The 23,338-nt window shown below is 67.1% G+C and carries 25 protein-coding genes; 11 read left to right on the top strand and 14 right to left on the bottom strand.

What is annotated here, in order from left to right:
* Positions 1-625: 625 nt before the first annotated feature.
* Positions 626-1,117, top strand: a complete 492-nt coding sequence (locus D7147_RS05160) for a DUF1877 domain-containing protein (protein WP_120674180.1) — start codon at positions 626-628, stop codon at positions 1,115-1,117.
* 458 nt (positions 1,118-1,575) lie between these two features.
* On the opposite strand, the gene D7147_RS05155 is transcribed toward D7147_RS05160, so the two are convergent.
* A complete protein-coding gene (locus D7147_RS05155) occupies positions 1,576-2,019 on the bottom strand; it encodes a hypothetical protein (protein ID WP_147434613.1) in 444 nt (147 codons plus the stop codon).
* A 281-nt stretch (positions 2,020-2,300) separates the two neighbouring features.
* Here D7147_RS05155 and D7147_RS32360 point away from each other — a divergent pair, with 281 nt between their 5' ends.
* A complete protein-coding gene (locus tag D7147_RS32360) occupies positions 2,301-2,714 on the top strand; it encodes a contact-dependent growth inhibition system immunity protein (RefSeq protein WP_233562944.1) in 414 nt (137 codons plus the stop codon).
* A 186-nt stretch (positions 2,715-2,900) separates the two neighbouring features.
* On the opposite strand, the gene D7147_RS32100 is transcribed toward D7147_RS32360, so the two are convergent.
* On the bottom strand, positions 2,901-3,311 hold the full coding sequence (locus D7147_RS32100; RefSeq protein WP_147434612.1) for a hypothetical protein: 411 nt from the start codon (positions 3,309-3,311) through the stop codon (positions 2,901-2,903).
* Positions 3,312-4,140: 829 nt separating this feature from the next.
* On the opposite strand from D7147_RS32100, the gene D7147_RS05145 reads away from it, so the two are divergent.
* From D7147_RS05145 to D7147_RS05115, 6 genes are all read left to right on the top strand, one after another.
* On the top strand, positions 4,141-4,449 hold the full coding sequence (locus D7147_RS05145; RefSeq protein WP_120674176.1) for a hypothetical protein: 309 nt from the start codon (positions 4,141-4,143) through the stop codon (positions 4,447-4,449).
* 787 nt (positions 4,450-5,236) lie between these two features.
* Positions 5,237-5,839, top strand: a complete 603-nt coding sequence (locus tag D7147_RS05135) for a DUF3885 domain-containing protein (protein ID WP_456083824.1) — start codon at positions 5,237-5,239, stop codon at positions 5,837-5,839.
* 728 nt (positions 5,840-6,567) lie between these two features.
* Positions 6,568-6,810: a hypothetical protein gene (locus D7147_RS05130; RefSeq protein WP_120674172.1), complete on the top strand. Its 243-nt coding sequence runs from the start codon at positions 6,568-6,570 to the stop codon at positions 6,808-6,810.
* Between the two features lie 172 nt (positions 6,811-6,982).
* Positions 6,983-7,501 (top strand): hypothetical protein, encoded by a 519-nt coding sequence (locus D7147_RS05125; protein ID WP_120674170.1) that lies wholly within the window; start codon positions 6,983-6,985, stop codon positions 7,499-7,501.
* A gap of 223 nt (positions 7,502-7,724) precedes the next feature.
* Positions 7,725-8,255, top strand: a complete 531-nt coding sequence (locus tag D7147_RS05120) for a hypothetical protein (protein WP_233562942.1) — start codon at positions 7,725-7,727, stop codon at positions 8,253-8,255.
* A 58-nt stretch (positions 8,256-8,313) separates the two neighbouring features.
* Positions 8,314-9,342, top strand: coding sequence for a hypothetical protein (locus D7147_RS05115; RefSeq protein ID WP_147437344.1), 1,029 nt, complete (start codon positions 8,314-8,316; stop codon positions 9,340-9,342).
* Positions 9,343-9,345: 3 nt separating this feature from the next.
* Here D7147_RS05115 and D7147_RS32355 read toward each other — a convergent pair whose 3' ends face one another.
* A complete protein-coding gene (locus tag D7147_RS32355; RefSeq protein WP_158609284.1) occupies positions 9,346-9,522 on the bottom strand; it encodes a hypothetical protein in 177 nt (58 codons plus the stop codon).
* A 229-nt stretch (positions 9,523-9,751) separates the two neighbouring features.
* On the opposite strand from D7147_RS32355, the gene D7147_RS05105 reads away from it, so the two are divergent.
* Entirely contained in the window at positions 9,752-10,138 is a 387-nt protein-coding gene (locus D7147_RS05105) for a hypothetical protein (RefSeq protein WP_120674163.1), read from the top strand.
* Between the two features lie 77 nt (positions 10,139-10,215).
* Here the strand turns inward: D7147_RS05105 and D7147_RS05100 are convergent, their stop codons facing one another.
* A complete protein-coding gene (locus tag D7147_RS05100) occupies positions 10,216-11,733 on the bottom strand; it encodes a HEAT repeat domain-containing protein (protein ID WP_233562941.1) in 1,518 nt (505 codons plus the stop codon).
* Between the two features lie 496 nt (positions 11,734-12,229).
* Here D7147_RS05100 and D7147_RS05090 point away from each other — a divergent pair, with 496 nt between their 5' ends.
* Positions 12,230-13,417, top strand: coding sequence for a hypothetical protein (locus tag D7147_RS05090; protein WP_147437343.1), 1,188 nt, complete (start codon positions 12,230-12,232; stop codon positions 13,415-13,417).
* 142 nt (positions 13,418-13,559) lie between these two features.
* On the opposite strand, the gene D7147_RS32095 is transcribed toward D7147_RS05090, so the two are convergent.
* On the bottom strand, positions 13,560-13,958 hold the full coding sequence (locus D7147_RS32095; RefSeq protein ID WP_147437342.1) for a hypothetical protein: 399 nt from the start codon (positions 13,956-13,958) through the stop codon (positions 13,560-13,562).
* 212 nt (positions 13,959-14,170) lie between these two features.
* Between D7147_RS32095 and D7147_RS32910 the strand changes: the two genes are divergently transcribed.
* The gene (locus tag D7147_RS32910) at positions 14,171-14,644 is read left to right on the top strand and encodes a YxiG-like protein (protein WP_233562940.1); all 474 of its coding nucleotides are present in this window, start codon (positions 14,171-14,173) and stop codon (positions 14,642-14,644) included.
* A gap of 473 nt (positions 14,645-15,117) precedes the next feature.
* Here D7147_RS32910 and D7147_RS32090 read toward each other — a convergent pair whose 3' ends face one another.
* From D7147_RS32090 to D7147_RS05045, 9 genes are all read right to left on the bottom strand, one after another.
* The gene (locus D7147_RS32090) at positions 15,118-15,633 is read right to left on the bottom strand and encodes a hypothetical protein (RefSeq protein ID WP_147437341.1); all 516 of its coding nucleotides are present in this window, start codon (positions 15,631-15,633) and stop codon (positions 15,118-15,120) included.
* A gap of 404 nt (positions 15,634-16,037) precedes the next feature.
* Entirely contained in the window at positions 16,038-16,346 is a 309-nt protein-coding gene (locus D7147_RS05080; RefSeq protein ID WP_120674159.1) for a metalloregulator ArsR/SmtB family transcription factor, read from the bottom strand.
* Complete coding sequence (locus D7147_RS05075) at positions 16,343-17,182, bottom strand: metal ABC transporter permease (protein WP_120674157.1); 840 nt, start codon at positions 17,180-17,182, stop codon at positions 16,343-16,345. Before D7147_RS05075 ends, D7147_RS05080 begins: the two co-directional genes overlap by 4 nt.
* Positions 17,166-18,053, bottom strand: coding sequence for a metal ABC transporter permease (locus D7147_RS05070; RefSeq protein ID WP_120674155.1), 888 nt, complete (start codon positions 18,051-18,053; stop codon positions 17,166-17,168). Before D7147_RS05070 ends, D7147_RS05075 begins: the two co-directional genes overlap by 17 nt.
* Positions 18,050-18,820 carry a metal ABC transporter ATP-binding protein gene (locus tag D7147_RS05065; RefSeq protein ID WP_120674153.1) on the bottom strand — a complete coding sequence of 257 codons (771 nt, stop codon included), beginning with the start codon at positions 18,818-18,820 and terminating at the stop codon, positions 18,050-18,052. The genes D7147_RS05070 and D7147_RS05065 overlap by 4 nt, the downstream gene beginning before the upstream one ends.
* Position 18,821: 1 nt before the next feature.
* On the bottom strand, positions 18,822-19,814 hold the full coding sequence (locus tag D7147_RS05060; protein WP_120674151.1) for a metal ABC transporter substrate-binding protein: 993 nt from the start codon (positions 19,812-19,814) through the stop codon (positions 18,822-18,824).
* Positions 19,815-19,954: 140 nt separating this feature from the next.
* Positions 19,955-20,716 carry a class I SAM-dependent methyltransferase gene (locus D7147_RS05055; RefSeq protein ID WP_120674149.1) on the bottom strand — a complete coding sequence of 254 codons (762 nt, stop codon included), beginning with the start codon at positions 20,714-20,716 and terminating at the stop codon, positions 19,955-19,957.
* Between the two features lie 111 nt (positions 20,717-20,827).
* Positions 20,828-22,021 carry an aminotransferase class V-fold PLP-dependent enzyme gene (locus D7147_RS05050; protein WP_120674147.1) on the bottom strand — a complete coding sequence of 398 codons (1,194 nt, stop codon included), beginning with the start codon at positions 22,019-22,021 and terminating at the stop codon, positions 20,828-20,830.
* A 1-nt stretch (position 22,022) separates the two neighbouring features.
* Positions 22,023-23,327 (bottom strand): pyridoxal-phosphate dependent enzyme, encoded by a 1,305-nt coding sequence (locus tag D7147_RS05045; RefSeq protein ID WP_233562939.1) that lies wholly within the window; start codon positions 23,325-23,327, stop codon positions 22,023-22,025.
* Between the last annotated feature and the right edge of the window lie 11 nt (positions 23,328-23,338).

Raw genomic sequence — 23,338 nt, 5'->3', positions numbered from 1 at the left:
CTCGTACGGACGCTGGCGGGCCGGGCGGTGGTCTGCTCGGCTTGCCCGGGTCGTCGGCTGGCGGGATGGCCTACCGCAACCACCCACTGACCGCAACGCGCGGACGGAGCCCCGGCCATCCTGGAGCCGCTGCGCCCCCGCCGGCGGCGCAGTGACCGCGTCCCCACACGGTGGGCCAGCTCGCCGACGCGGCCGGCGTGCCTCCTCTACGCCGCGCGGGCTCGTGGCCGCGCGGGCCCCGGCCGGCTGCCGGCTCACCACACCACCGGGTCAACGGCCTGTCGTTCTGCGGCAGCCCTCCGGGCTTCCCGCTGTCCGCGCCAACCGCCGGGCATCAGGCGCGACGGCCGCAGAGCGACAGCGGCAGCGGCCGGCGCGCCCAAGGCGGCGGCGCGTGCGGCCCGTTGCGGGCCGCCTTGATAGATGTACAAAAAGTTCTCCCGCACCGGCCGGCGGCCGGCTGTCGGGTCTCGGGTCTCGGGATCTGTGACAGGTCGATATCAAGACCTGCGCTACACCTTCCGGCCGATGCGCCTGCTGCGAGCGGGGATTGCCCGCTGCGACCGGCGGTCGCTTCGATCAAGCCGGGACACACCTGCGGGTTCGGGCCTGAGACACTTCGTCCGTGGCCGTAACGCAGCAACTGGCACGACTCTCTGCGGACCAGCTTGCCGCGTGCCGCAGGTCGGCTGAGGAGTTGGACAACCTCTGCTCGTTTGAGCTGATCCCTTCGTCCGACCACCTGGACCTCGACTGGTCCCCGGCTCCCATCCTGCGGGCCTGCGAAATCAGCCACGTCACCCGTGCAAGCCTCACTACCTTGCGACGGGCGTTTACGGGCGATGCGGAGATCAATCCGGCTTACCGCGAGGAGCACCCAGTAACGGCGCTCGAACCTGACGCCGTCGCTGACGTCGCGAAGTTGCTCGGCAACATGGATCCGGGAGTGGCACTGGCCGCAGTGCCTCTCGAGGCTGCGGCCGCATTGGCGACCCTCAGAATGCCCAGGTTCGACGGACACCCGCGGGCATACCTGCACCACCACCTCGCCGCGGTGCGTGACTTCTACCTGTACGCCGCTCGGCAACGGCTCGCGATTGCTCTTTGGTGGGACTGATCATTACAAGATCGTCTAGCCGGACGTGTCACCCACATCCCGACCGGGTTGTCACGGAGGTCCTGAGACCCGACACGGCAGGCAGCCGGCCAATCCGCTTCCGTCGGCGGACTCACGGCCTGTCAAGGGCCACCTTGAACACGATCGGTCTTCGACGAGGTGAGCTGGTCGGGCTCCGTCGGTCGAACGTCGACCTTGACGCGATGCGTCAGGCGCTCGACAAGCTCGACGGACGGCTGTCATGAACCGCATTGCTGTCGACCCGCTCACTCGCGGCGACGCCCGCCGGGATTCGCCTGGTGGAATCGGAGCCCCCGGCCGGGATCGAACCGGCGACCTCTCGCTTACAAGTTCTAGACGCGTCGTCCAGCGGCGTCCGTTCGCATCCATGACCTCGAAGGACCTTCCGGCTGCGGGTGGCGCTGGCTGCGGGCGTCCAGGTTCGTTGCTGTCGACGGCTACGCACCGAGTACAAACCAGGCGACAACAACGCCGACGGTCAACACCAAGCCACCACCCCAGCCTGCGATCAGCCCTACCTTCAACCGTTGGCCCCCGTATGCGGACGCGATGACCACGCCAGCCAACAGGACTGTCTGCGTGCCGAGGTACGTACACAGCACTGCATAAGCGACGCCGAAGCGACCGCCGGCCTCCAAGTCGACATCGCTGCCCCGACCGCCTCCGGCTGATCGTGCAGCGCCCACGACAGCGACGAGAGCCAGCAGATGCCCCAGGACAGCCAGACCAATGCCAGCCAGGACCAGTCGCCGGCCGCGGCTGGACTCGCGCGGCTCTAAAGCACCGAACGGCTCTGACACGCGCACCTCAATCAAACCAGCGAGAAGCTGTAAGTCGCTGTCGGAGCGTACTGTCAGCTTCGGAATCAGGTTGATTCGCACCGTGAGTACCTGTGTCGCCTGGAAGATGGCGTGGGCATCTTCGTCGCGGAGTAGACCCTGCATACCGCAGCGGGCGGGGCTTGGTTTCCGTTGCTCCGCAGGACCGCCAGTTTGGGAGGGCACCGCGGCCGGTCGTGATGCCCGGAACGCCTGCTGCTAGCGGCCAATCTGATTACGCCTCGTGCCCGCTCTCGCCCGCTGGGCCGTGTGGCTACCGACTCGTGGATGGTCCGCCAACCTCATCGCGACCGAGAGTTGCCATGCGGACTATCCTGACCGCAGTGACGACCATCGAGCAGCTTGAGCGGAACGTTTGGCCGGACCCCGGCTCGGACGCCTCGGCTCTCGTGACACTCTGTACGCAGCTGCGACGCAAGCCGTTGGCTGAGTTCACGGTCGAAGACCTGCGCATCATGCTGGGTCAAGAGATTGGCGTGCCGGCTTTGTTGCCCCTCGCAGTTCAGGTCCTGCTCCGAGATCCCTTGGCCGAGGGCGACTACTACCCGGGCGACCTGCTCTCCAACGTGCTGCGGCTACCCGACTCGGCATGGTCGAGCCTACGAGCGGAACGGAAGCGACTGGCGTCGTCTCTGGCTGAGCTCGTTGCCGGCCATCCCTTCTCCGATCCTGACCTCAGGCCTCGCGACCCGGACCGACTGCTTCGGGACGCCATCCTGCGGTTTCTGGCTCGATGAGAGGGAATCTCCCCGCCGGGCAGTCGTAGACCGTGCAGCCTCCCCGACCTACGCATTACGAGATCAACTGCCCGCCCTGCCGATCTGGACACATGGTGGCCGAGCAGCGGAAATGCCTTCCGTCATCTCTCACCGCTCCCCCACCCTCCGTGACCTCTTACGGACTGAAGGCGGACCCGTCCGCGCCTAGCAGGCAGACTTCTGGACGAAGGTTTCGCGTTCACCAGTGCCCGGGTCGTCGGCCCACTGCCACAAGCTCACCTCACCCCGCCATCTGCGCTGAGTGTTCAATTCAAGTTGTGCTCTTGCATCCTTCATCCGCAGAACTACCTGACCATCAGGTGCGAGGTCGTCCGGACCAAGTTGGCCGCTACCGGAAATCGTGTCCGTAGACCCGTCCGCGTTGGGCCCGAACAGGGCCTCAGACACCGTGAAGGCGTGATCTGGCGTGATCTGGATGACCCCACCCTGGCGGGACTGGAAGACCCCGCACAGAGTGTCGATGCGGACCGGCCACAGTGCCCGCCAGGCAAGGGCACCTGGCAACAGCGCTGCCAGAAGGCCAGCGGCCACAAGCACGGTCTTTCCCTTATTCATGTACTCGCCTTGTGTCGATGTCCGCCGTCGGCTTCCCCCACTGCTCTCCCCAATGGCACGCTAGCGGCACACAATTTGCTTCGACCGGCTACCCAGCGGGGAGTCGGGCACCCGGGAGATGGGGTGGCTCCCAGACTGTCAGCTTGGGACGCGCGTTGATCCGCACCCTCGGTAACTGTCTGACCGAAAAACGCTACGCAACGTCGACTTGCATAGATCTGCCACGTCGGCCCATGCCCCTGTTAACCACTGCATCGGGCACCGTTCGGGCACAGGCTTGCCAGCCGCCTAGTGTCCGGGGGTGGAACTTGGGCCTCTTGCCGCCGCCGCTCTGCTCATTTGCGTCGGGCTTGGCTGCGTCGTCCTCGTCGGGCTCGTGGGACTGCTGGCCGTGTGGTGGGGCGGCAAGCAGTAACGTGAACGCTTCGGGCTGATTGACCTCTTCGTCCCGAAAGGATGGTCAATCGTCGATGAGCTGGGCGAGTAGCCGGGGTGAGCCGCCTGAACAGTCTCCCATCGTCCGTGGACGTCCGTGGGCGTCCGGGGTCGGCCGCCCCGGCCGTCACCCAGTTGGTCACCCAGCCCGAGGGTCAGACGTTGAAGCGGGACTGAGCGCCGCCTTGGCCTGACCTGCGTCAAGCTGCTCGGCATCCTGGTCACGGCCTGTCCGTGGCTCACACCATTGGTCGCTGGTTGCCGACGTTTCACGCTGTCTTGCGCCCCATGTGTGCTCCGAGCCCGAGACACTGCTGTCACCGGCTACGCTCGCTGGCCCCCCAATTGCCGGGGTGGCCAACTAAGATCCAGTAACCACACCGGGAGGGGTCAGATGGAGACCTGGCGTGTCGTGGCCGCTGTCATCATCGGCCCGGCTGTGAGCCTCGTAGGCGTCGCCATGGCCTCCAACTTTCGCGGGGTGACGGAATGGCACGTGCGGCGATCGATGTCCGCGGCAAGCGTGCTACAGCGAGTCCCGCCGTGGCGCTGGCTCCCCGACGTTCCACACGGGGAGCGTCTAGCGCGCTTCATCCTGCTGGAACGGGTGATGGGCGCAGCTTTCGCAGTCGCCGGCGTCATGATCTTAGTTACTGTCTGCTACAGCGCCTTGACCGGTCAGCCGATGCAGACGGCCAAGTAGCACCTTCATCTCCGCCGTCGGCCCGCCGCGGGCGCAGGCCGCCGCCCGGCCCGCCACGTCAAGCGGCCCTTGACGGCACGTACGGCGCTGCCTGAACAGCCCGAGTCGGCTCTCGTGTCACGGACCGCACCCACGGCGGACACCGCCACAGTGACGCAGTTGACCCAACCTCGCCCGGCCACGGACCCGGCTCCCGGGGTCGGAGCTGGACAAGATGCCTATCTTCTTCATGGATGACGACAGCCGTCCTGGCGCTGCTCTGCCCCGGCCGGCGTTCGTGAGGTGCCATGTCGTCGGTCAGCAGGAGGACCAGGTCCTTGTCGTCAGCACTGCTCTCGACCACGTGGAAGCCGAGGACGGAACCACCCAGTTCCGGGCCCGCCCGAACCAGCTAGAGCCGGCGATCTGGTCCTGACCCAACTGAACTGTCAGCTTGGGAATCGGGTTGGTTTGCAGTCTCAGAGGATGTGCTGGCTGGTCGCCGAACCATCGGCCACGCCTCGGAGCCGTGCACGGACCGCCTTTGGCTGGTGTTGACCGCTGTGTCGGGCACGCAACGGGCACGGCTCACGGCGGCGCCGTAGGGGCGGGCGGTCGACGGGATTCGAACGCGCAACCTCCGTCGTCACACCGGTGCTCGACTCATTGACCGACGGGCACCCACCGGTCACGCTACGCCCTCGTGCATGACGTAGTGGCTGGCCTTCGTGCGCGACGAGATCCGTCGGTAGTCCACCCCCTGATCCCCGGGCGAGCGACCCTCCTAGACCTGAGGTACAACAAGGCGGTGACACCGAGCCAGGAGCTGAACCCGCCGGCCCTGACCGAACTGTGGGAGCAGCGTTGGCCCGAGTGCCCTCCCTTCGCCCACTGGCTTCGCGGCCGATACCCGGATCGTTGGGTGAGGTTCCACAGCCTGCCAGGATCGAAGCGGTACGCAGACAACGAGACCGAGTACGCGATAGTGCTCGACCGACATCACGCGGTGCTGTCAGAGCTCGATCCAGGTGCCGTCCTTCTTGTTGTAACCAGCGAATGGACAGAGGGCCCGGCAACCACCCCCCAGATCTGGCCGAGGCGTTCAGAAATCGCGCCGTCGGCATGGCACTGGCAGACCCTGCTAGAAGACCCCGAGGAAGAGCCCGAGCACCGCACCTATACACAGCTCTATGCAGAGACGATTCCCTGGCGACGGGGCGCGATTGACGTCCTGTTGAGGGCCGTCGCCGACGACGAGTTGGCGAACGTGATCCTCGCGCCGACCGATCTCCGATGGCTGTATCACCCCTACGACGGTGGAGCCGATGTCGTTCTGCCCACTCGCGAGCAACGGGACGCGCTGAAGGCACAGCACCCGGAATGGCTTTCCCAGCAATCGTCCGGGCTCTAGATGCCGCCGAGCCATCGCCCTTGACCCCAGGCAACCATGACGGCGTGGTCACCTCCGGCTCCATCTACCCGGAGCTGTGGAAACAATCCATGAACGTCCCCGGGCGTCCGGCGCCGTCCACATCTGTTGTCACTCGGTTTGTCACCCTGCCTGGGCCGGTACCTTGAGGCCGTGCCCCACGACCCGTACTCTCTCGCCGGCCTTCTTGTCGTCGAGATCGGCGTTAGGCAAGCCTGGCCCTTCATCACGTTCAGTAGTGACGAGGAGATCGGCAGGCCAACGGAGCTGCGTCTGTCCATAGATACGACCTGTGAGGTTCGCCCACCACCGTCGCACACTCTCGACCTGGCATCCCGACGATCCCGCCGGGCCGCTGCATGCGCTGCTTGAGCTGCTGAACCTGACGGTCGCCGTAGTGACAGTGGGACCAGATGGGGGCTTGGTCCTCGACTTCGACGGTGGCTCCACACTCTGCGTCTCCGGTGTCGCCGAAGCATGGACAACACACGATGTCTGGTGGCTTGGCGATCCACACGCCGATACCGCACACTGATTTCTTCGTCCCGGAGGAATGATCAGGCGTGACTGAGCTGGGCGCGTAGTTGGGCTGACCTGCGGAACGTTCCATCATCGTCTATGGGCAACCGGCGTCGGCCGCTCCGGTCGTCACCCACCTGGTCACTCAGTCCGCGGGCGGGCTTCCGGCCTCCTAGTCTCTGTAGGTTCTAATGGCTTCGTCTAAGCCCTCTGCCCCCTCCCTTCTCTACTACCTGCGGTTCCCTCTGTGGCTCTTCATGTTGCCCGTCCTGCTGTTCGCGGGTCTTCCTGCCCTGATGTTGGCCGGTCAGCGCGACTTCGGCGCAGCATTCCTGGTGTTGATGAGCAACGTCTACGCGGCCATCCTCGGCCGCCTGCTCCTCGCTAGGAACCTTCTCAGGAAGGGAAAGGTGAAGCCCGAGGACTTGGCCTAGATGGCCTTCACCAGTTCGCTCCTCGCCTGCGCTCGCTAGCCATTCCGCATGCCGCCGACCCTTCCTCCGAGGAGCGCTGCCCGGCCCGCGACGTCAAGTGGACCTTGACGCACGTACGAACGCTGCCGGAACAGACTTAGGCCGTGTTTCAGAAGGGCGCTACGGTCGAGTGGTGGTTGTTGAGCAGCAGCGTTACCGCTATGTAGGGCCTGCGGACATCGCTGTGGTCGCGCTGCAGGGTGATGAGGGGCGGTTGATCCGGTCGGCGGAGGAGTTCGCCGACTGGGTGGCCTCGGTGGATGCGCGAGAGTTGGCAGAGCCGTTCACGTACGTGGTTGACACCGCTGGTGTCTTGCGGTTGGCGGCCCGACGCAGCGAACACGTGGCATGCGCTGGTGGCGGTACGGTGCTCGCAGCCGGAGAGATCGCTCTGGTGCGGCGGCCGGACGGGTGGTCGGTCAGCGAGGTCAGCAACCAGTCCACCGGCTACTGTCCCGAACCGCGTTGTTGGCCAGCGGTGGCGGCGGCTCTGAAACAGGTGGGGCTTGATCACCCGGGCGGGTTTACCTGCGAGTTCGTGTTCCGTCGCTGCCCTGACTGCAAGGAACTGAGCGTGGTCAAGGACGGCGACTTCATCTGTTACGTCTGTGGCAGCGATCTGCCGCAGGCGTGGAACGTCGACCAGACGTGAACGTGATGCGGGATCACAGCCACTGGTGCGTCTCGGAGTACGAGCGGCTCTCCCCCGCCGCCCGCACGCCATAGCGATCGTGGCTCCGTAGGGCAGCTATGACGGCCGATATTCTCGCGGCCCGGCCGGGCTCACCCCCTCGGGCCCGCCGGCACCTCCGTTCGGGGGTCGAACGGCCGAAACGTGGTGGCGCTACCCAGCGTCGTCCAGCATCCTGGTCGCCGTGCTCGTCGTGCAACGTGTCCGGGTCCGCTGGGGTGCCCACGCCCGCGGGGCGACGCACGCGGTGCGACGTCGGTCGGTCGCGGAGGCGTATGAACTTCCGCCGCTGCCGGCGGGCGAGACGCTCGTCGTGCACGATGTTCTGGCTGACGAGGCTGACGGCTACCGGCCTGCGTCGTCCGTCGGTTCGGGTGTTCAGGCGGTGCGGGCGGTCGGGCTACGTGTCGACCTCACCGCAGACGGCGTGGTGATTAAGCGTCTCCCCGCCGGGGCTGCGTACCCGGCTTGGCGCACGTCGTACCGGATGTTCACGCTCCGACCTGGTCAGTACGGCCGATTCCGGGCCAATTTCCGGTTCACCGGTTGCGCCTGCTCCGCCCGCTGGTACTACGAGGCCTGGACGGTGCACGTCGCATCCGCGTCACCTCGACCGGACCTGTTCCTCAGCGCCGTCGCTGACCGTGACGTCGATCAGCGTGTGCATCTGTACGGCGGTCCGGCCCGCCGAACGGCAAGACAACGGCCAGCTTGATGCGGTCACAGCTGATCAGTTGGCGGGCCCGTGCAGGTTCTCGCCGTCAGGCGCTCCGATGACTAGCGATCCGCCGGGGCGCAGGACCGAGCGACCAGCAGGCGCGCTCGGCGAGGAGGAGAGACTGTGGGAGTTGCGCTCCGGCTTGGCGCGTAACCCTGCCCTGCCAGCCTCCCTTGTTGAACAGCTGACTGCGCTGGGCGACCCGTCGGTGTGGCTTGAGCTGGCCGAGCGAGACGATCTCAGCGGAGACCAGATCCGCCTCCTGGCTCGCCGCGGTGACGCCCATGTTGTGATTCGTCTGCTGTCGCGCGGGCTGTTGCCGCCGGACGAGGTTGACCGCTTCGACCCACCGGTCGTGATCGCCATGGCGGACATCGCGCCGATCCCTGAGGACTGGGCATGGCGGCTCGCCGCCAGCCCAGACCCGGCCATCCGTGGGGCTCTCGCCGCGACCACGCATCTGCCAGCCGACGTTGTTGCCGCCCTCGCCGACGACCCGGACCTGGAGGTGGTCGCCGAGGCCGCCAGATCGCCGAGGATCAGCGACCCCTTGGCGCAGCGGCTCGCAACCCATCCGCATCTGAGCGTGCGCCGAGCACTGGCCTGCAACGAACACGTACCGAGTCACCTTCTCGTCGCGCTTGCCGAGCGCCGCGCGCCGGCCGCAGAACTGTGCCCGGCATGTGACGGCTCCGGCCATCGGCTGGCAGAGCAGTGGAGCTGCGACGGCGGGCACCAGGACGCACTGCACGACCTGGACTACGCGCTCACCCTCAATCCACGCACGCCCGCCGAGACCGTCAGCCGCTTCACCGCGCATCCGTCGATACACGTGCGCTGGCGGCTTGCCGTCCGAACCGACCTGCCGCAGGGCGCCTACCGCGCCCTCGCGCAGGATCCGACTCCCGGCATCCGCGGCGATGTAGCCGCGAGCCATCCCGCACTGCCCGCACAGACGATCATCCAACTACTGACCGACGCCGACACCAGCGTTGCCGCCGCTGCGGCAGCCAATCCGTCCCTCCCCGAAGCAGTAATGCACGACCTCGCGGCATCAGATGACGGATCCACCGGCACCGGATGAGGCCTACGCGTCGGCGTACGTGAGCGGCTCTAAACGCCAGGGCTCGCCCGGGTCGGGCCGCCAGGCCTCGATGCTTGGCGGCATCGCGGCCAGTTCGGCGATCGTGCCGTCCGCCGCGACCAGATGCTCCACGCAGACCAGGACGGCGTTGCCGTACGGATCGTTCACATCGTCGGACACCAGCCAGTCACCCTCAGCGTCATGGGCTACTGATCTGGCCGGCTCCGTGCCTTCGAGCACAGTGCGCTGGAGCACCCCGAGGTGCTGCGGGAACCGGTTGTCGGGATACGGCCAGGCCACGCCACGCACGGCTTCACGCGTCCTCCGGCCAGCATGCCGGACCGCACCTCCCGCACTCGCCGATCAGGGGATCTTGGAGCCTGGTCCGGGCGCGTGGAAGACTCTGGGTGTGTTGTCCGGCGTTCCCCGAACCGTCAAGGCGATCGACACCGCCGAACTCATCCGGCTGGATGCCGAGGCGATTGCGTACGGGTTCAACCGCAACCACGGCGCCGGCTGGCTCGCCGAACACGCCGCCCTTGAGGCCGTGCACTACCTACGCCCCGTGGTCGTGCACCGGGCGGGGCGGCGGCCTGAGTTTTCCCCGCACTGGCGGTGCATGCTGCTGCTGACGATGCGGGACGGCCAGGAAGTCTTCTCGCTGCTGGATGTCTGGCCCGGCTCGTTCGATCGCCTGCCCGAGACCCTGGATTCGGCCACCGAGCGCGCGATTGCCTACCGGCTGGACTACGGAGGGCTGCCGACCTGCGCGCAATGGGCAAGCCTCAACACCTGACATGTCCGTACGCAGGCGCACGAGCAGATCCGCCGGCCCGGGATGAGTCACGGACCATTGTGAGGCGGGGATCGCACTCATGCCCCGGGGCGGGTACGCGCCAGCCAGCTGGTGAGCATCAGGCTGGTGTCTTCGCCGAGTGCCGCCGCCGCTCGTGCCGCCAACGCGGCGAGCTCACCGTGCTGCGCGGCGGTGACCGGCAGCTCCGGTGGTGGATTGCGGCGCCAAGTGGTTCGTGCGCCGTCGCGGGCGAGGCGGGTCACGTCGGCCTTGCCACGTTGGGCCAGGCGAGAGTCCGGGTCGAGGGTGAGGACCAGGCCAGCGCGCAACTGGACGTCGACGCCGTGGCCACGCAGGAGGCGATAGCCGGCCCGACGCAACTCCATCCGGGCGTCCCCGAGCAGCTGCCACGGAAGGCCCGGCGGCAGGGCACCGGGCAAGGGCCCCAGCGCGGCGGTCACCTCCCGGACCACCGCCGGCGACGGATCCCGCAGCAGCGCAAGCACCTCCCGTGCCACAACCGCGTCGAGCAGGCGCAGGGCTCGTACCGCCTGGCCGCGGACCCTGGCTTGCGGGTGGGTCAGCAGCGGCCGCAGCAGCGGGGCATCCGCTGCCGAGCCGGTCTCGGCAAGCCCAGCGATCGCACCCGGCGCCGGCTCTCCGTCGCTGACCGTGGTCCGGTAATGCTCCCGGGCGTCGACGCCGAGCCGCCGGGCCGCGTCCCGGGCCACCGCCCGGACCAGCGGCGCGTCGTCGTCCAGGTACGCGACAACGTCGCTGTCCTGACCGACCCGGACCAGCCCGGTCAACGCCACCACCCGCACCTCGGCACGAACCGACCGGGCCAGGCGACGCAGAACGTCATGCCGGCGGGTCCAGACCGCCTCACGGCAGGCCGCGTCCGCCGCCCGGACCCGAATCCCCACATCCGAGTCAGCCTCGGCACAGGTCACGTAGTCGGGCAGACGCAGCCAGCCCTGAGCCAGGACGATGTCGAACACGAACCGGCGTTGCCGGCGGCCACCCGATCCCAGCAGCCCGCGCCACACCTCGTCAGCTGCCGACAGCAACGCCGCCCGTATCTGGGTGACGGCGAAGCCACCTCGCAGGCGCGCGTCGAGGCGCAACGCCATCGGCAGCACCGCCGGGAGATAGCCACCCGGATCGTCGGCGAGCAACAACGCCAGCCCGGCACGCGACCGATCCCGTACCGGCTTGACCCAATCACCGGTACGCAGCACCAGGAACGGCATTACCTCCGGGCACGGCCGACCGACCATCGCCGTGACCGCGCGTTCCCGGATCCGCCCGTCACCGTGCATGCTCGCCAGCGCCATCGCGACAGGCCCCGAGGTCGCGACCGAGAAACGCGCCCCGACCCGCCGCAACGCGCCCTCCTGGTACGGGCCGTACCAGGGCGCCTGCCGCGCGTGCCGGTCCAGCCGGGCCACCAAACCCGCAACGCCGGCCACCAGCTTCAACGCCGATCGCGCCACTACCTCGTCACCGGCAGCATCGACCTCGATCAGCACCTCGACCAGATGGTTCAACGCCTCCCACCCGCCGGCGGCGGCACCGTCGACCGCGACGTGCACCGCCCCGAGAGGGGTGCCTTCCGCTACCGCCGACGACTGAACCCCACTGCCCCGTCTCCCCCAGATCACCCCGCCATCCTGCCCGAGCCGACAATCCCGATCGAACTAGATTCGGCCCAGTCATCGACCCCGCACTGCAGCCGACTTGACACCGGCACTCGACTTCCCTGCCCAGTGGATGCTGGACCCCTCACCGGCCGTTCAAAACGAGTCCACGCCGGTCACGCGAGCCCGTTCAGCTGCCAGGCCAGAACTCGTGGACAACCTCGATCAGCCCGACGATGTGTGGTTGAACTCATCGAATCCCTCGGCCGGCACCCATAGCTCGAGGATGGTCGGATGCTGAGCAAACGCGGGCGTCACTGCGGTGAGTGATGGTGCACCGCCTGCCGTCGCATACCAAAGGCTGGCAGAAGCGGACGTCTTGCAGATCCGCGTCGTACTCCGCCGGTTTGCACGTCGGCCGCAAAGCGTGCCCGCTGGTTAAGGTCACCACGTGTCAATCCCCATGCGCTGGCGCCTGCTCGACGAGGAAACCGGCGCCACCATCACCGAATACACGGACATCGACGGGCTCTTCGTCGACCGCGTGTTCCCGCACGAGCCGCTGCACGAGCGCTACACCCTGTTGAGCTGCGCGCCGTCCGGACCGCTTCTCACCGCGATCGACGGCACGGGGCCGACCTGGTTCGGCAACTTCGTTCTCGAGGGCGCACACGTCCCCGGCCGCCCGGCGAGCGAGAGGTGCGAGGCCTCGTGCCAGGAGTGCTACGAGAGCATGGAGGAGCTGCTCAATGTCCGCGTCGTCGGTCACCGGCCCGCCGCGGGCGGATCCGGCCTGCTCGACATCGATCTCGAAGGCCATCGCCGCGACAGCGACAACAATCGTGGCGGCACCATCGCGCCCGCTGTCTTCGGTTACCGGCTGCTCGCGTGCTCGACGGCGAACGGATCCAGCGAAGAAACGCCGGCCGGCGAGTGCCGTGGCATCGCCGGCCTGTTCCACGAGCGGCCGGACAGCTGGCCGCCGGGTCCGCCGTTGACCTTGCTGGGCTGCCGTCGCCGGCTCAGCGGGTCGTTCCAGGCCGAGCTGGCCCACGTGCGCGTCGACGGCACGGCTCACACGATGGGCTGGGGACAACGCGTGTTCGGAAGCGTCATAGCCACGCGCCCGTCCAACCTCGGTGACGACCTTGTTGACGTCATGGTGGATGCGCGGATCCCGGAGCCGCTGGCGACCAATGACCGCCCACTCTGGGACATGTGGCGCGCCGGCGGCCCGACTGAACCCAACCTGTGGGCAGAGCTCGACCGCAGTGACCGCTACCTCTGGGTACGGGCAGCTGTGGTCCATCGGAACCATGCTCCAGACAAGCCCGCGGACACGGCGTATCACCTGGACGGACAATACGTCACTGACTTTGACGCCTTCTTCTGCGCGATCGGGGAGGCCGTCAACGGCCCAGGAGGCTGGTTCGGCGGCGACCTGTTCTGGCTACACGAGAATGCCGCCACCGGCGGCGGCGGCGCGACCCCCGGCTTCCGCCTGATCTGGCACAACTCCGAGGTCGCGCGCACCCACTTAGTCTCCGGTTACGACCGAAAGAGCTGGCTGCCCGCCGTCACCTTCGACGACCTCGTCCGCTACCTCACCGAGGACGGCGTTCAGCTAGAACTACGCTGATGTAACACCATCGGTGAATCAGAGCATGCTGCCAATCTGACCGGTACAGCAGGTATAGGGACCCGCAGAAGCCGGCCACACAGCTCGACGGCACAGCTCATCGGCAGTCCAGGTGCTCGCCCAGAGGCCAGCTACCGACCTGTCACTGCGGAGCAGCAACCCACTGCTCAGCTTGGGCGATAAGTGCATCCAGTTCCGGGTCGCCCAGCTGCATATCTTCAACAAGGTACGTGAACACTTGCATGCGGATGACGACAACGTCTCCAGTCGCGATCCCAGCCACAAGGCCACACTCCCCGAGAGCCGACCTTACCAGAGCTTCCGCTTTGGCCTTCGAAAATCCCCTGTCAGGCCACAGCAACAAGCGGGGTCGGTTAAGAAATTCCCGGATGTGTTCGATAGCTGCATCGTCGGCAAACCTCAGATGTACAGCAAAACGAAACACCTCAAAAAGCAGCGGATAGAGTTGCTCTCTTTCTCCTGGATCCTGGTTTACATGAGTTCGATAGTGCTCGAACGCGCCATTATCCCGTCGAGCCACAGCCCGCAACATGAGGCCAACTGCCGTTGTCAACTCTATCCATCCCTCACTGCCCAGACACCCGTCACTTCTGACGCCTGGGCAGAGCCTCGAGTTGGACGCTCAGGTTTCAGATGACCGGGTGTTCCAGCTGGGAACGCGCCCGCACAAACAGCCGTCTGCGATCTTCTTCTAAATTCAAGGCCGGCGGCGCGCCTGATAGAACACGCGGTGTGGAGATCGCCGAGTTGCGCCGCGCGCTGGACGACGTGTTCGACCAGGCCGTGGTGTACCACGCCTACACCAACTACATGCGCGACTACGAGGTCATCGTCTACGCGACCGCCGACCCGAGCACGGGCATCCAGCCAGCACACCTCCGATACCTCTTCAAGCACTGCGTACAGGCCGAGGTGAGCACCGCCCTGAGCCCGGACATCTGGCGCAAGTCGTTGGATGAGCGGCTGACGGACCCGGAGATCGGGCCGGATCTCGACGGCCACGTGTGGGCAGTGAGATGGCAACAATTGCGGATGACTACCGCGACAGCTCCATGTCGCGGTAGTCATCCTGCAGCGTTACCGTCTAAAGCTCGCGATTCCCCCATGTTCTCGAAGGTGAGAATGCCACTTCCATCGCCCTACCAAGGTGGGCACGTAACCCCCGCAGCCCGCCTTGGCTCAAAAAACTCTTCTTCGAAAACTTGAAGGGCTGCCCGAAGCAAGGGAATCTCGACTTCCGGAAGGATAAAACTCAATCGCGCCGAGCGTTCATCCATCCTGAATTCAAGGAGAAGCGGACCATGCCCGTTATCGATAAGTTCGACAACTTCCATCGCATCATAATCGCTATAGTCGCTCAGCACGATTAGTGCGGCGTACTTGCGATCCCGCACAGAGAACTGTCTCACAGGAATCCCTCAAATTTGATAGCCCCCCGCGCATGCTCCACGTTCTAGGGCTTTGGTGGCTCCTGGTAGGCGGTCTGCGTGTAGGTGGCGAACACGGTTGGGTCGCCACGCCGGAGGAGGTGCAGCAGTACTTGCAGTGGCTTTGGAGCCATCACAGAGCCCTCCTCGTCACGAGTTCGATCTGACGGCCAGGAAGCCATGACGGCGGCGCCAACGCGCCAGGAAGACGGACCAGCGACAGAGCCGGCGCGACGTGCGGCTCCACGAGCATCACCGGAGCGAAGGCCAGATCGTGGCCTCGATCTCGTAAGCGCCGTCGCGCGGACCTAAGAATTTCAGATAAACAATGCGGCCGGCACCACGTGTACGGACGCAGTAGACCGTGCCTTGATCGTAAACCGCGGTGTTTACGCCATACAGCCCAAGCAGCTCCGCGCACGCGGTGGCGGTCGGCTCGCCCGCTATAGCCCACTTCGCCACGTTCTTGTGCGACGCCCCATAGGTGACGATTTGGTTGCCGCCTCCGTCATAGACGTCGATGCCGGTGCTGAGTTGCGCGGTCGGTGGAGTGGTATCGAAGTCGACGCCATTGTTATCGAACAGCAGAGTCCCGTGCCAGAGAGGTCCGCGTGCCTGGCCCGTTGCTGCTGACGGGCTGGAGGTTTGGCCGAGAGCCTGCGTAGCAGGAGTTTGATTGGAAGGGGAATTAGGTTCCAAGGGCTCCGATCTGGATACCTGGTAGGCAAGGGCACAAGCGCCAACGACCGCAGTGAGCAGCGCTGCCACGGCGGTGATGACGCCCGACACTGACGCCCAGAAAGAGCTACGGCGACTAACTCCCGACCCGCTCACGTCACCCATGACTCTCCCCGCGATACCCCTCTTACAAGACGCCGGCATTGTGCCATCGTCGATCCATGGGCGCGGGCGATGGGAGAGTGCGACAGGTACAGCCCGCGAACAAGGCACGTACGCAACGCGGGCCGAGCCCCTGTGCGGGGCGGACCAGTGCGAGTTGACCGCTTCGTCGGCGAGCAGAACGCCGCACAGGTAGGCCCACTGCTCCATCAGTAGCATCCCCAGCGTCGGCTGCGGGGGGCAGGCGGCCGGGTCGACAGCCCCGGAGTGAAGCCAAGTCAGAAGACCGTTTCGCGCCGGAGTGCCGGTTCGGTTGACCTGGTCCCAGCGATTCAGGCCGAGTTCTCGGCGTAGTGCAGCACATCCACGATGAGCCGCCTGGTGGCTTCCCCGTGCAGCATGTAAGTGACGTGTCGCCCGCGGCGCTTGCGCCGGATCAGCCGGGCGTCCTTGAGGTACCGCAGATGGCGGGCGATGGTTGTCGAATCCGTGGACATGGCCTCCGCCAGCGAGGCTGGAGTCTGTTCGCCGGCCTGCAGCAAGACGAGAATGTGTAACCGGTGCTCGTACGCCATGCCGCGTAGCACGACGACCGCGCGATCCAGTGTGGATCTCGTCTCGTCGAGGCGGGCGGTGCTCATGCGGGGATCAAGCGGGAGCGGACGGCCGCCGAAAACCTGGACTTGGCCAGCCGGGACAGCACCGTCGACAGCGCCAGGATCGCGGTGGCGGTCAATGTGATGCTCGCACCAGCGGCGACGTTCCAGTGGCTCGATGCGTACAGGCCGCCGAGTCCGCTGAGAGCGCCGAGTGTGACGGCCAGCGCGGTGATGATACTCAGCCGGTGTGACCACTGGCGTGCCGCGGCGGCCGGCGCCACGATGAGGGCGAGGGCGAGGATCGTGCCGACGGCCGGCACGATCGTCACGACCACCACCTGGATGGTCAGCAGGAGCACGACGTCCCAGGCGCCGGTGGCGAAGCCGGCCGCCTGCGCCCCCATGCGGTCGAAGCCGGTGTATCGCAGCGGTCGGGCGCAGGCCGTCAGGACGGCCGCGACGACGACGAGCGCCACGGCGGTCGTCAGCAGGTCCTGCGGGTTGACCGTGAGGATCGATCCGACGAGGAACGACGTCAGGTCCCGGCTGAAGCCGTTCTGGGTGGCGACGAGTCCGGCGCCGAGCGCGAAGCCACCGGAGAGCATCACGCCGGTCGCCGCGGCCGCGTTCTGGCTGCGTCGACGGCTGAGCGCGGCGACGCCCAGCGCGACCATCGCGCCCGCGATCACGCCGCCGAGGAGGATGTTGACGCCGATGATGGAGGCTGCCACCACGCCGGGGAACGTGGCGTGGGTCAGTGCCATGGTGAAGAAGGACAGCCTGTTCAGCACGACGTGGACGCCGATGAGTCCGGCGAGCGCGCCGACGAGCAGCACCTCGGCCGTGGCCCGGTGCAGCGCGTCATCCCACCAGTTCATGAGGCGATCTCCTTGCGTCGGGGACCATCTGCTTGCGGCTGCGCCTCAGGCGCAGCGCGCCCAGCGGGAGCAGCAGCAGGTACGCGAGCACGAGCAGCAGGACGACGGCGGACGCCGAGGTCAACGAAATGCCGTAGTCGATTGAGGCGGTCCAGCTGGCCAGTAGGCCGCCGTATGCGGCGACGAGGATCAGGCCGGTTCCGACGGCGGCCATCGCGGGTAGTCGTGAGGTGAGCATGCGGGCGGCTGCGGCCGGCACGATGAGCAACGCCACGACAAGGATGGTGCCGACGGCGCGCACCGCAGCGACGACGACCAGCGCGACGATGATGTTGAGACACAGATCGAGCCAGGCGATCCGGAAGCCGGCCGCGGCCGCCCCGACCGGGTCGAAGGTCCGGAAAATCAGGGCGCGGGCCATGATCAGCAGTAGCCCGAGGATGACCACCGCCAGCACGGCGGTCTCCATGAGCTGACGTGGTGTCACCGTCAGGATGCGCCCGAAGAGAAACGACGTCAGATCCGAGGTGTACGACGAGCGTCGGGATACGAGTAGCACGCCGATCGAGAACATGGCGGTGAGCACCACGGCGGTGGACGCATCGTCGGACAGCGCCCCGCCGCGGGTCAGCAGGGTCAGCACGACCGCGGTCACGACACCGGCGCACAGCGCCCCGACGACGATGCCCTCGATGCCACCCGCCAGGAATCCGATGACGACGCCGGGAAACACGGTGTGCGTCAGCGCGTCGGAAACGAAGGACAGGCGGCGGGCGAAGACGAAGACGCTGACCGGTCCGCAGATGAGGGCCAGCAGCGCGAGTTCGGCCAGGGCTCGCCCCATGAATGGCACGGTGAACGGCTCGATCACGTCTCCACCAGCAGTGTGCGGCCGCCATCCACCTCGATAGCGTGGCCGCCGTAGGCGCGGCGCAGCGTATCGACGGTCAGTGTCTCGGCGGGCGGGCCCACCGCCCACTGCCGGCCGTTGAGCAGGCAGATCGTGTCGGCCAGCTCGCGAGCGAGGGTCAAGTCGTGGGTGCTGAGCACCAGGGTCGTCCCGGCCGTGCTGAGCTGGCGCAGGACGGAGAGGATGGCTTCCTGACTGAGGGCGTCGACACCGTTGAACGGCTCGTCGAGTAGCAGCAGCTGCGGCTCGGCGGCGATGGCTCGGGCCAGCAGCACCCGCTGGCGTTGACCACCGGAGAGCACGCCGAAGTGCTTCCCCGCGTGGTCGGCCAGCCCAAGGCGGTCGAGCGCCTCGCGGACCGCGCGGCGGTCGGCGGCACGCGTGGGACGCCACCAGCCGATGCGCCGGTAGCGTCCCATCATGACGACCTGAGCCGCGGTGACCGGGAAGTCGGCGTCGAGCGAGTCGGTCTGCGGAACGTACCCGGTGAGGGTCCGGGCGTGGGTCGGCGTACGCCCGAGCACGGTGGCCGTGCCGGTGAGGAGCGGCACCAGCCCGAGGATCGACTTGATCAGCGTGGACTTGCCGGCGCCATTCGGTCCGACCAGGGCCAGGCGCTGCCCGGAGGCCAGCTTGAGGTCGACATCGGTGAGCACTGGCGTGCCGTGGTAGCCGACGCTCACCCCGGAGTAATGAAGGGCGGCGTCGGCCACCGCGACATCGCCCATGTCAGCCGCCCAGGCCCGCGACGATGACCTGGGTGTTGTGCTGCTCTGCGCCGAGGTAGGTGCCCTCCGGCGTGCCCTCGGCGCCGAGACTGTCACCGAAGAGGGCGTCCTCACCGCTGATGACCTTGACGCCGGCCTGGTTGGCGATCGCCTCCGCACTCTTCGGCGGCAGCGAGCTCTCCGCGAAGATGGCCTTCGTACCGGTCGCCTTGATCTTCGCGACGAGGTCGTTGAGCTGCTGTGCGCTCAGCTCGGCGGAGGTGTCGAGGCTGGGGATGACCGAGCCGACGAACTGCAGCTTGTACCGGTCGATGTAGTAGCCGAAGGCGTCGTGGTTGGTCACGAGCTTGCGCTGGTCGGCGGGGATCTTGGCGAAGGCGGCTTCGTTGTCGGCGTCGAGCTTGTCGAGTTGGGCTGAGTAGTTCTTCAGGTTGCCGGCGAAGGCAGCGGCGTGTGCGGGGTCGGCCGCGGCGAGGCCCTTCTCGATGTTGGCGACCATCGTCTTGGCGTTTAGCGGGCTGTGCCAGATGTGCGGGTCGTGCTCCTCGCCCTCGTGCTCGCCCTCGCCTTCGTCCTGGCCTCCCTCGCTCTCCTCATGGCCACCCTCGCGTAGCGTGACCCCCTGGCTGGAGTCGACGACGGTGCCCTTGAAGCCGGCCGACTCGATGGTCTGGTCGAGCCACTTCTCGAGGCCGACGCCGTTCTTCACCACGATGGCTGCGTTGCCGATCGCTTGAATGTCCGCGGGGGTGGGCTCGTAGTCGTGCGGATCGACGTTCGGCTTGATGATCTGCGTGACGGTGACGTCGCTGCCGCCGATGTTGCGGACGAAGTCGGCCACTTCGGGGGTCGTGGCGACCACGGCGAGCTTGTTGCCGGACGCGGCGTCGCTGCCGCCCCCGGCGGCGTTGTCGTCGCCCGAGCCACAGCCGCCGAGAAGAACGAGCGCCGCGGCGGTGGCCGCGGCTACGAAGGTACGTTGCCGATGCTTCACGAAGACACTCCATTCCTGAGGTCAGGAACGATAATCGTTTTCGTTAAGTATCGTCTAATAGCGAGATGGCCATGAGTGCACGGGTCCGCCCCATCGCGGGCGCACTGAGGCGCCTCGTCGGGGAGCGACCGGGCCGGATCTCAGGCCACTGCCGCCAACGCCGCGTGCCTGCCACATCGCCAGAGGATCCCAGCCTCCCCGAATCCGGCCTCCCGAGCGATGGCGACGTGCCATGACGCCGGAGCGGTGAATTCGGCCGGCGGGCGCTCCCTGAAAGCCGCTGCTCGCTGCGCGAGCAGCGGCCGCAGCCCCTTCACCTCTCCCACGCCGCCCCACCACTGCGCCCAGGCCAACTCCGCGGCAGCCTCGTCCGGCGCGGGATCCAGCGCGCTCATCAGTGACGGGACTCCGTCGTCGGGCATGAGATCGGCGACGATGAGCAACCCACCGGACGCCAGACAGCGGCGGGCGTCGTCGTAGAACGCGCGCACCTGGACCGGTGGCAGGTAGTGCAGGGTCATGACCACCGTGATCAGGTCATGGTCGCCACCCGCGGAGGCCACCCACCCTGGCGACGACAGATCACCCTTCAATGTCCGCACCTCGCCGTCCAGAGCGCCGCGCGCCAGCGCGAGGAGCACCGGATCGAGGTCCATCAGAGTCACGGCAGCATCGGGCCATCGCCGAGCCATCCGCTCGGCAAGCACACCGGGCCCGCCACCGAGATCGAGCACCCGGCTGGGCGCCCGGCCGCGTACGGTCTCGGCGGCACGGCACAGCGTCTCCTCGAGGCTGGCGAGGTGGGGCACGAATCCACCCATGACCTGGGCCCAGGTTTGACGCCACCGGATGGCCTGTGTGCGATCGAGCGCGGTGCCGGGCGCGCCGGTGGTTGTTGCCATGGGTGACTCCGAAACGACGCGCGGACGAAAAGGGCTACGTGAAAACGGAAGCCATTACCGGCAGCATAGGTGATTCCATACGGAAGAACCGACGTATCCCGTGCGTGTCGGTCAGGAGTCGCGGTCGAGCTCGGCCAGGACCGACAGCAACCGGTCCACTTCCTCGGTCGTGTTGTAAACGTGCAGGCTCACCCGTACGGATGCCGTCTTCTCACCCTGGTCGCCCTGACAGTGACCGTCCGCGCGGACCATGAGCCCGTGCGCGGCCAGGATGAAGCCAAGGTCGTTCGAGCCGACCAAGCGATGTCGGAAGGTCACGATGCCCTGGCGCTGCTGCACCGGAGAGTCGGCAGCCAGGCTGCTCTGGCAGCCCAGCACCTCGAAGCTGGGCAGCGTGCGCAGGCGGTCGGTGAGCCGTGCGCCGAGGGCGGTGTTCCAGCGGGCGACGCGGGCCACGCCGGCGGCGTCGAGCCAGTCCAGCGCGGCGACCAGGCTGATGATGCCACTGGTGTTGGGTGAGCCGTGCCAGCCGGCGGGCGTGTACTCCGGACCGCGTTCATTGCGCGCCCAGATCGCGCCGGTGCCTGGCAGCGCCATCGCCTTGTGCCCGGAGAACACCACGAAGTCGACGTCGCTCGTCGCGGTGGACAACGGCAGGTGTCCCACGCCCTGTGCAGCGTCGAGGCAGATCGGGATGTCTGGCCCGACGGCCGCGCGCAGTCTTGGCACATTCATGTCGTTGCCGTAGACGTGGTGTACGTGAGTCGCCGCGATCAGACGGGTCCGGCCGCTGATCATCGCGGCGAGCCGGTCGGTGTCGTAGTCGTGGGCGGCGTCGTACGGCATCGGCCGGACGCCAACCGAAACGCCGCGGTGGCGCAGCAGCTCCGCGGTTTCCAACCAGGGTGTGTTGTTGGCGGCATGATCGGCGAAGGGCACGATGATGTCGTCGCCGTCGCGTAGCTGCGAGGCGAGCCAGTCGCGGGCGATGGCGCGCAGGCCCTCGGTGGTGCCGCTGACGAAGTGCACACCGGAACGCCCCGGCGCCGGGTCGTCGAGGAAGCGGCGCAGCCGGTCGCGGGCCTGTTCGATGCGGGTGGTGGTCCGGTTCGCCCACGGATATGTGCCCCGCGCCGCGTTGGCGTTGCCAGTGGTCAGGTAGGTCAGGACCGCGTCGAGGACCGCCTGCGGCTTCTGGGAGGTCGCGGCGCTGTCCAGGTACACCGCATCGGGGTTGGCGGTGATGAGCGGGAACTGGGCGCGCAACTCTTCCTGCCACGGGCGCAGCTCGTCGAGTGCCTCCATGTCAATCGCGCACGAGCTCGGCGCCGGCGTCACGCCAGGCGATGATCCCGCCCTCGAGCGAGCGCGCGTCCGGATGCCCCATCCGGGTCAGCAAGGCGGCGTAACGGGCGGACTTCTCCCCCACCGGGCAGACCAGCAACACCGGCTGGCGGCGACCGAACGGCAGCCCGCCGTGCAACAGCTCGGCAAAGATCTCGTCGACGATGTTGATCGAGCCATCGATGTGCAGCGCCTGATATGCGAACGAGCTGCGTAGGTCGATTACCAACCCTCGGCGCTCGGCGATCCACCGCTCGGCCGCCGCGACGTCCACGACCGCCGCCCGCCGTAGGTCCGCCTCGGTCACCGTGTCGACCGAGTTGCGCCGCGCTGGCCGGCCGAACAGCTCGGGGCGCCGCTCCCGCAGATAGCTCATGTAGCTCTCGACGCGGTCACAGACGATGAAGACCGCGGTACGGCGTTCGGTGAGCTCGGCGTCGATCGCGCGCAGGTGGCGTACGGCGCCCTGGTAGGCACCGCCGCCGGTCGGCCCGGCGAGCGTGCCGCAACGGCGCACGAGAGTGAGAAGGCCGTCGATGGCGTCGTCGGCGGTGATCGTTTCCACCGTGTCGTAGACGCCGGGGTCGAAGAGGCCGACCTCGTGCACCTCGTCGATCGTACGGATGCCGGGGATGAAGTCGGATTTGTGTGCCACGAGCCCGACGACCCGCACGTCGGGATTGTGCTGGCGCAACGCGGCCGCGACCCCGGTGGAGGAACCGGCCGTCCCGACGCAGGCGATGAAGTAGTCCGGGGCCCTGCCATCCAGATCCTTGATGATCTCCGGGCCGGTGCCGTGCAGGTGCGCGTCGACGTTGAGTTCGTTGAAGTACTGGTCAGTGTGCAGATAGCCGCCGCCCGAAGCGGCTAGCCGCTGGTACATCCGGGTCAGCGGGTCGTCGGCGTCGGTCGGATCGAGGCACTCGGCCTGCCCGGGCAACTCATCTATCTCCGCGCCGAGCAGCAGCAACAGGTCCTTGATCTCCGCGACCTTCATACGATTCGTGACGCTCTTGAAGGCGAGCCCGTGCATGCCGGCGATGACCGCGAGGGCCTTGGCGGTGTTGCCGCTGGAGAGCTCGACGACGGTGTCACCGCGCGCGACGGCCTGCGTCAGTAGGGGCCGGACCATGTTCCACGCGGCGCGGTCCTTCAGGGAGCCGAACGGGTTGAGCAGCTCCATCTTCGCGTACAAGTCGATGTTGCGCAGCGTGTGCACGGTGGGATCGATGCGCACCAACGGGGTGTTGCCGACGGCATCGGTCATCGTTTCGAATC

The sequence above is a fragment of the Micromonospora musae genome (genome assembly GCF_003626545.1).
Classification (GTDB): domain Bacteria; phylum Actinomycetota; class Actinomycetes; order Mycobacteriales; family Micromonosporaceae; genus Micromonospora; species Micromonospora musae.
This window is presented reverse-complemented; position numbering and strand designations above follow the sequence as displayed.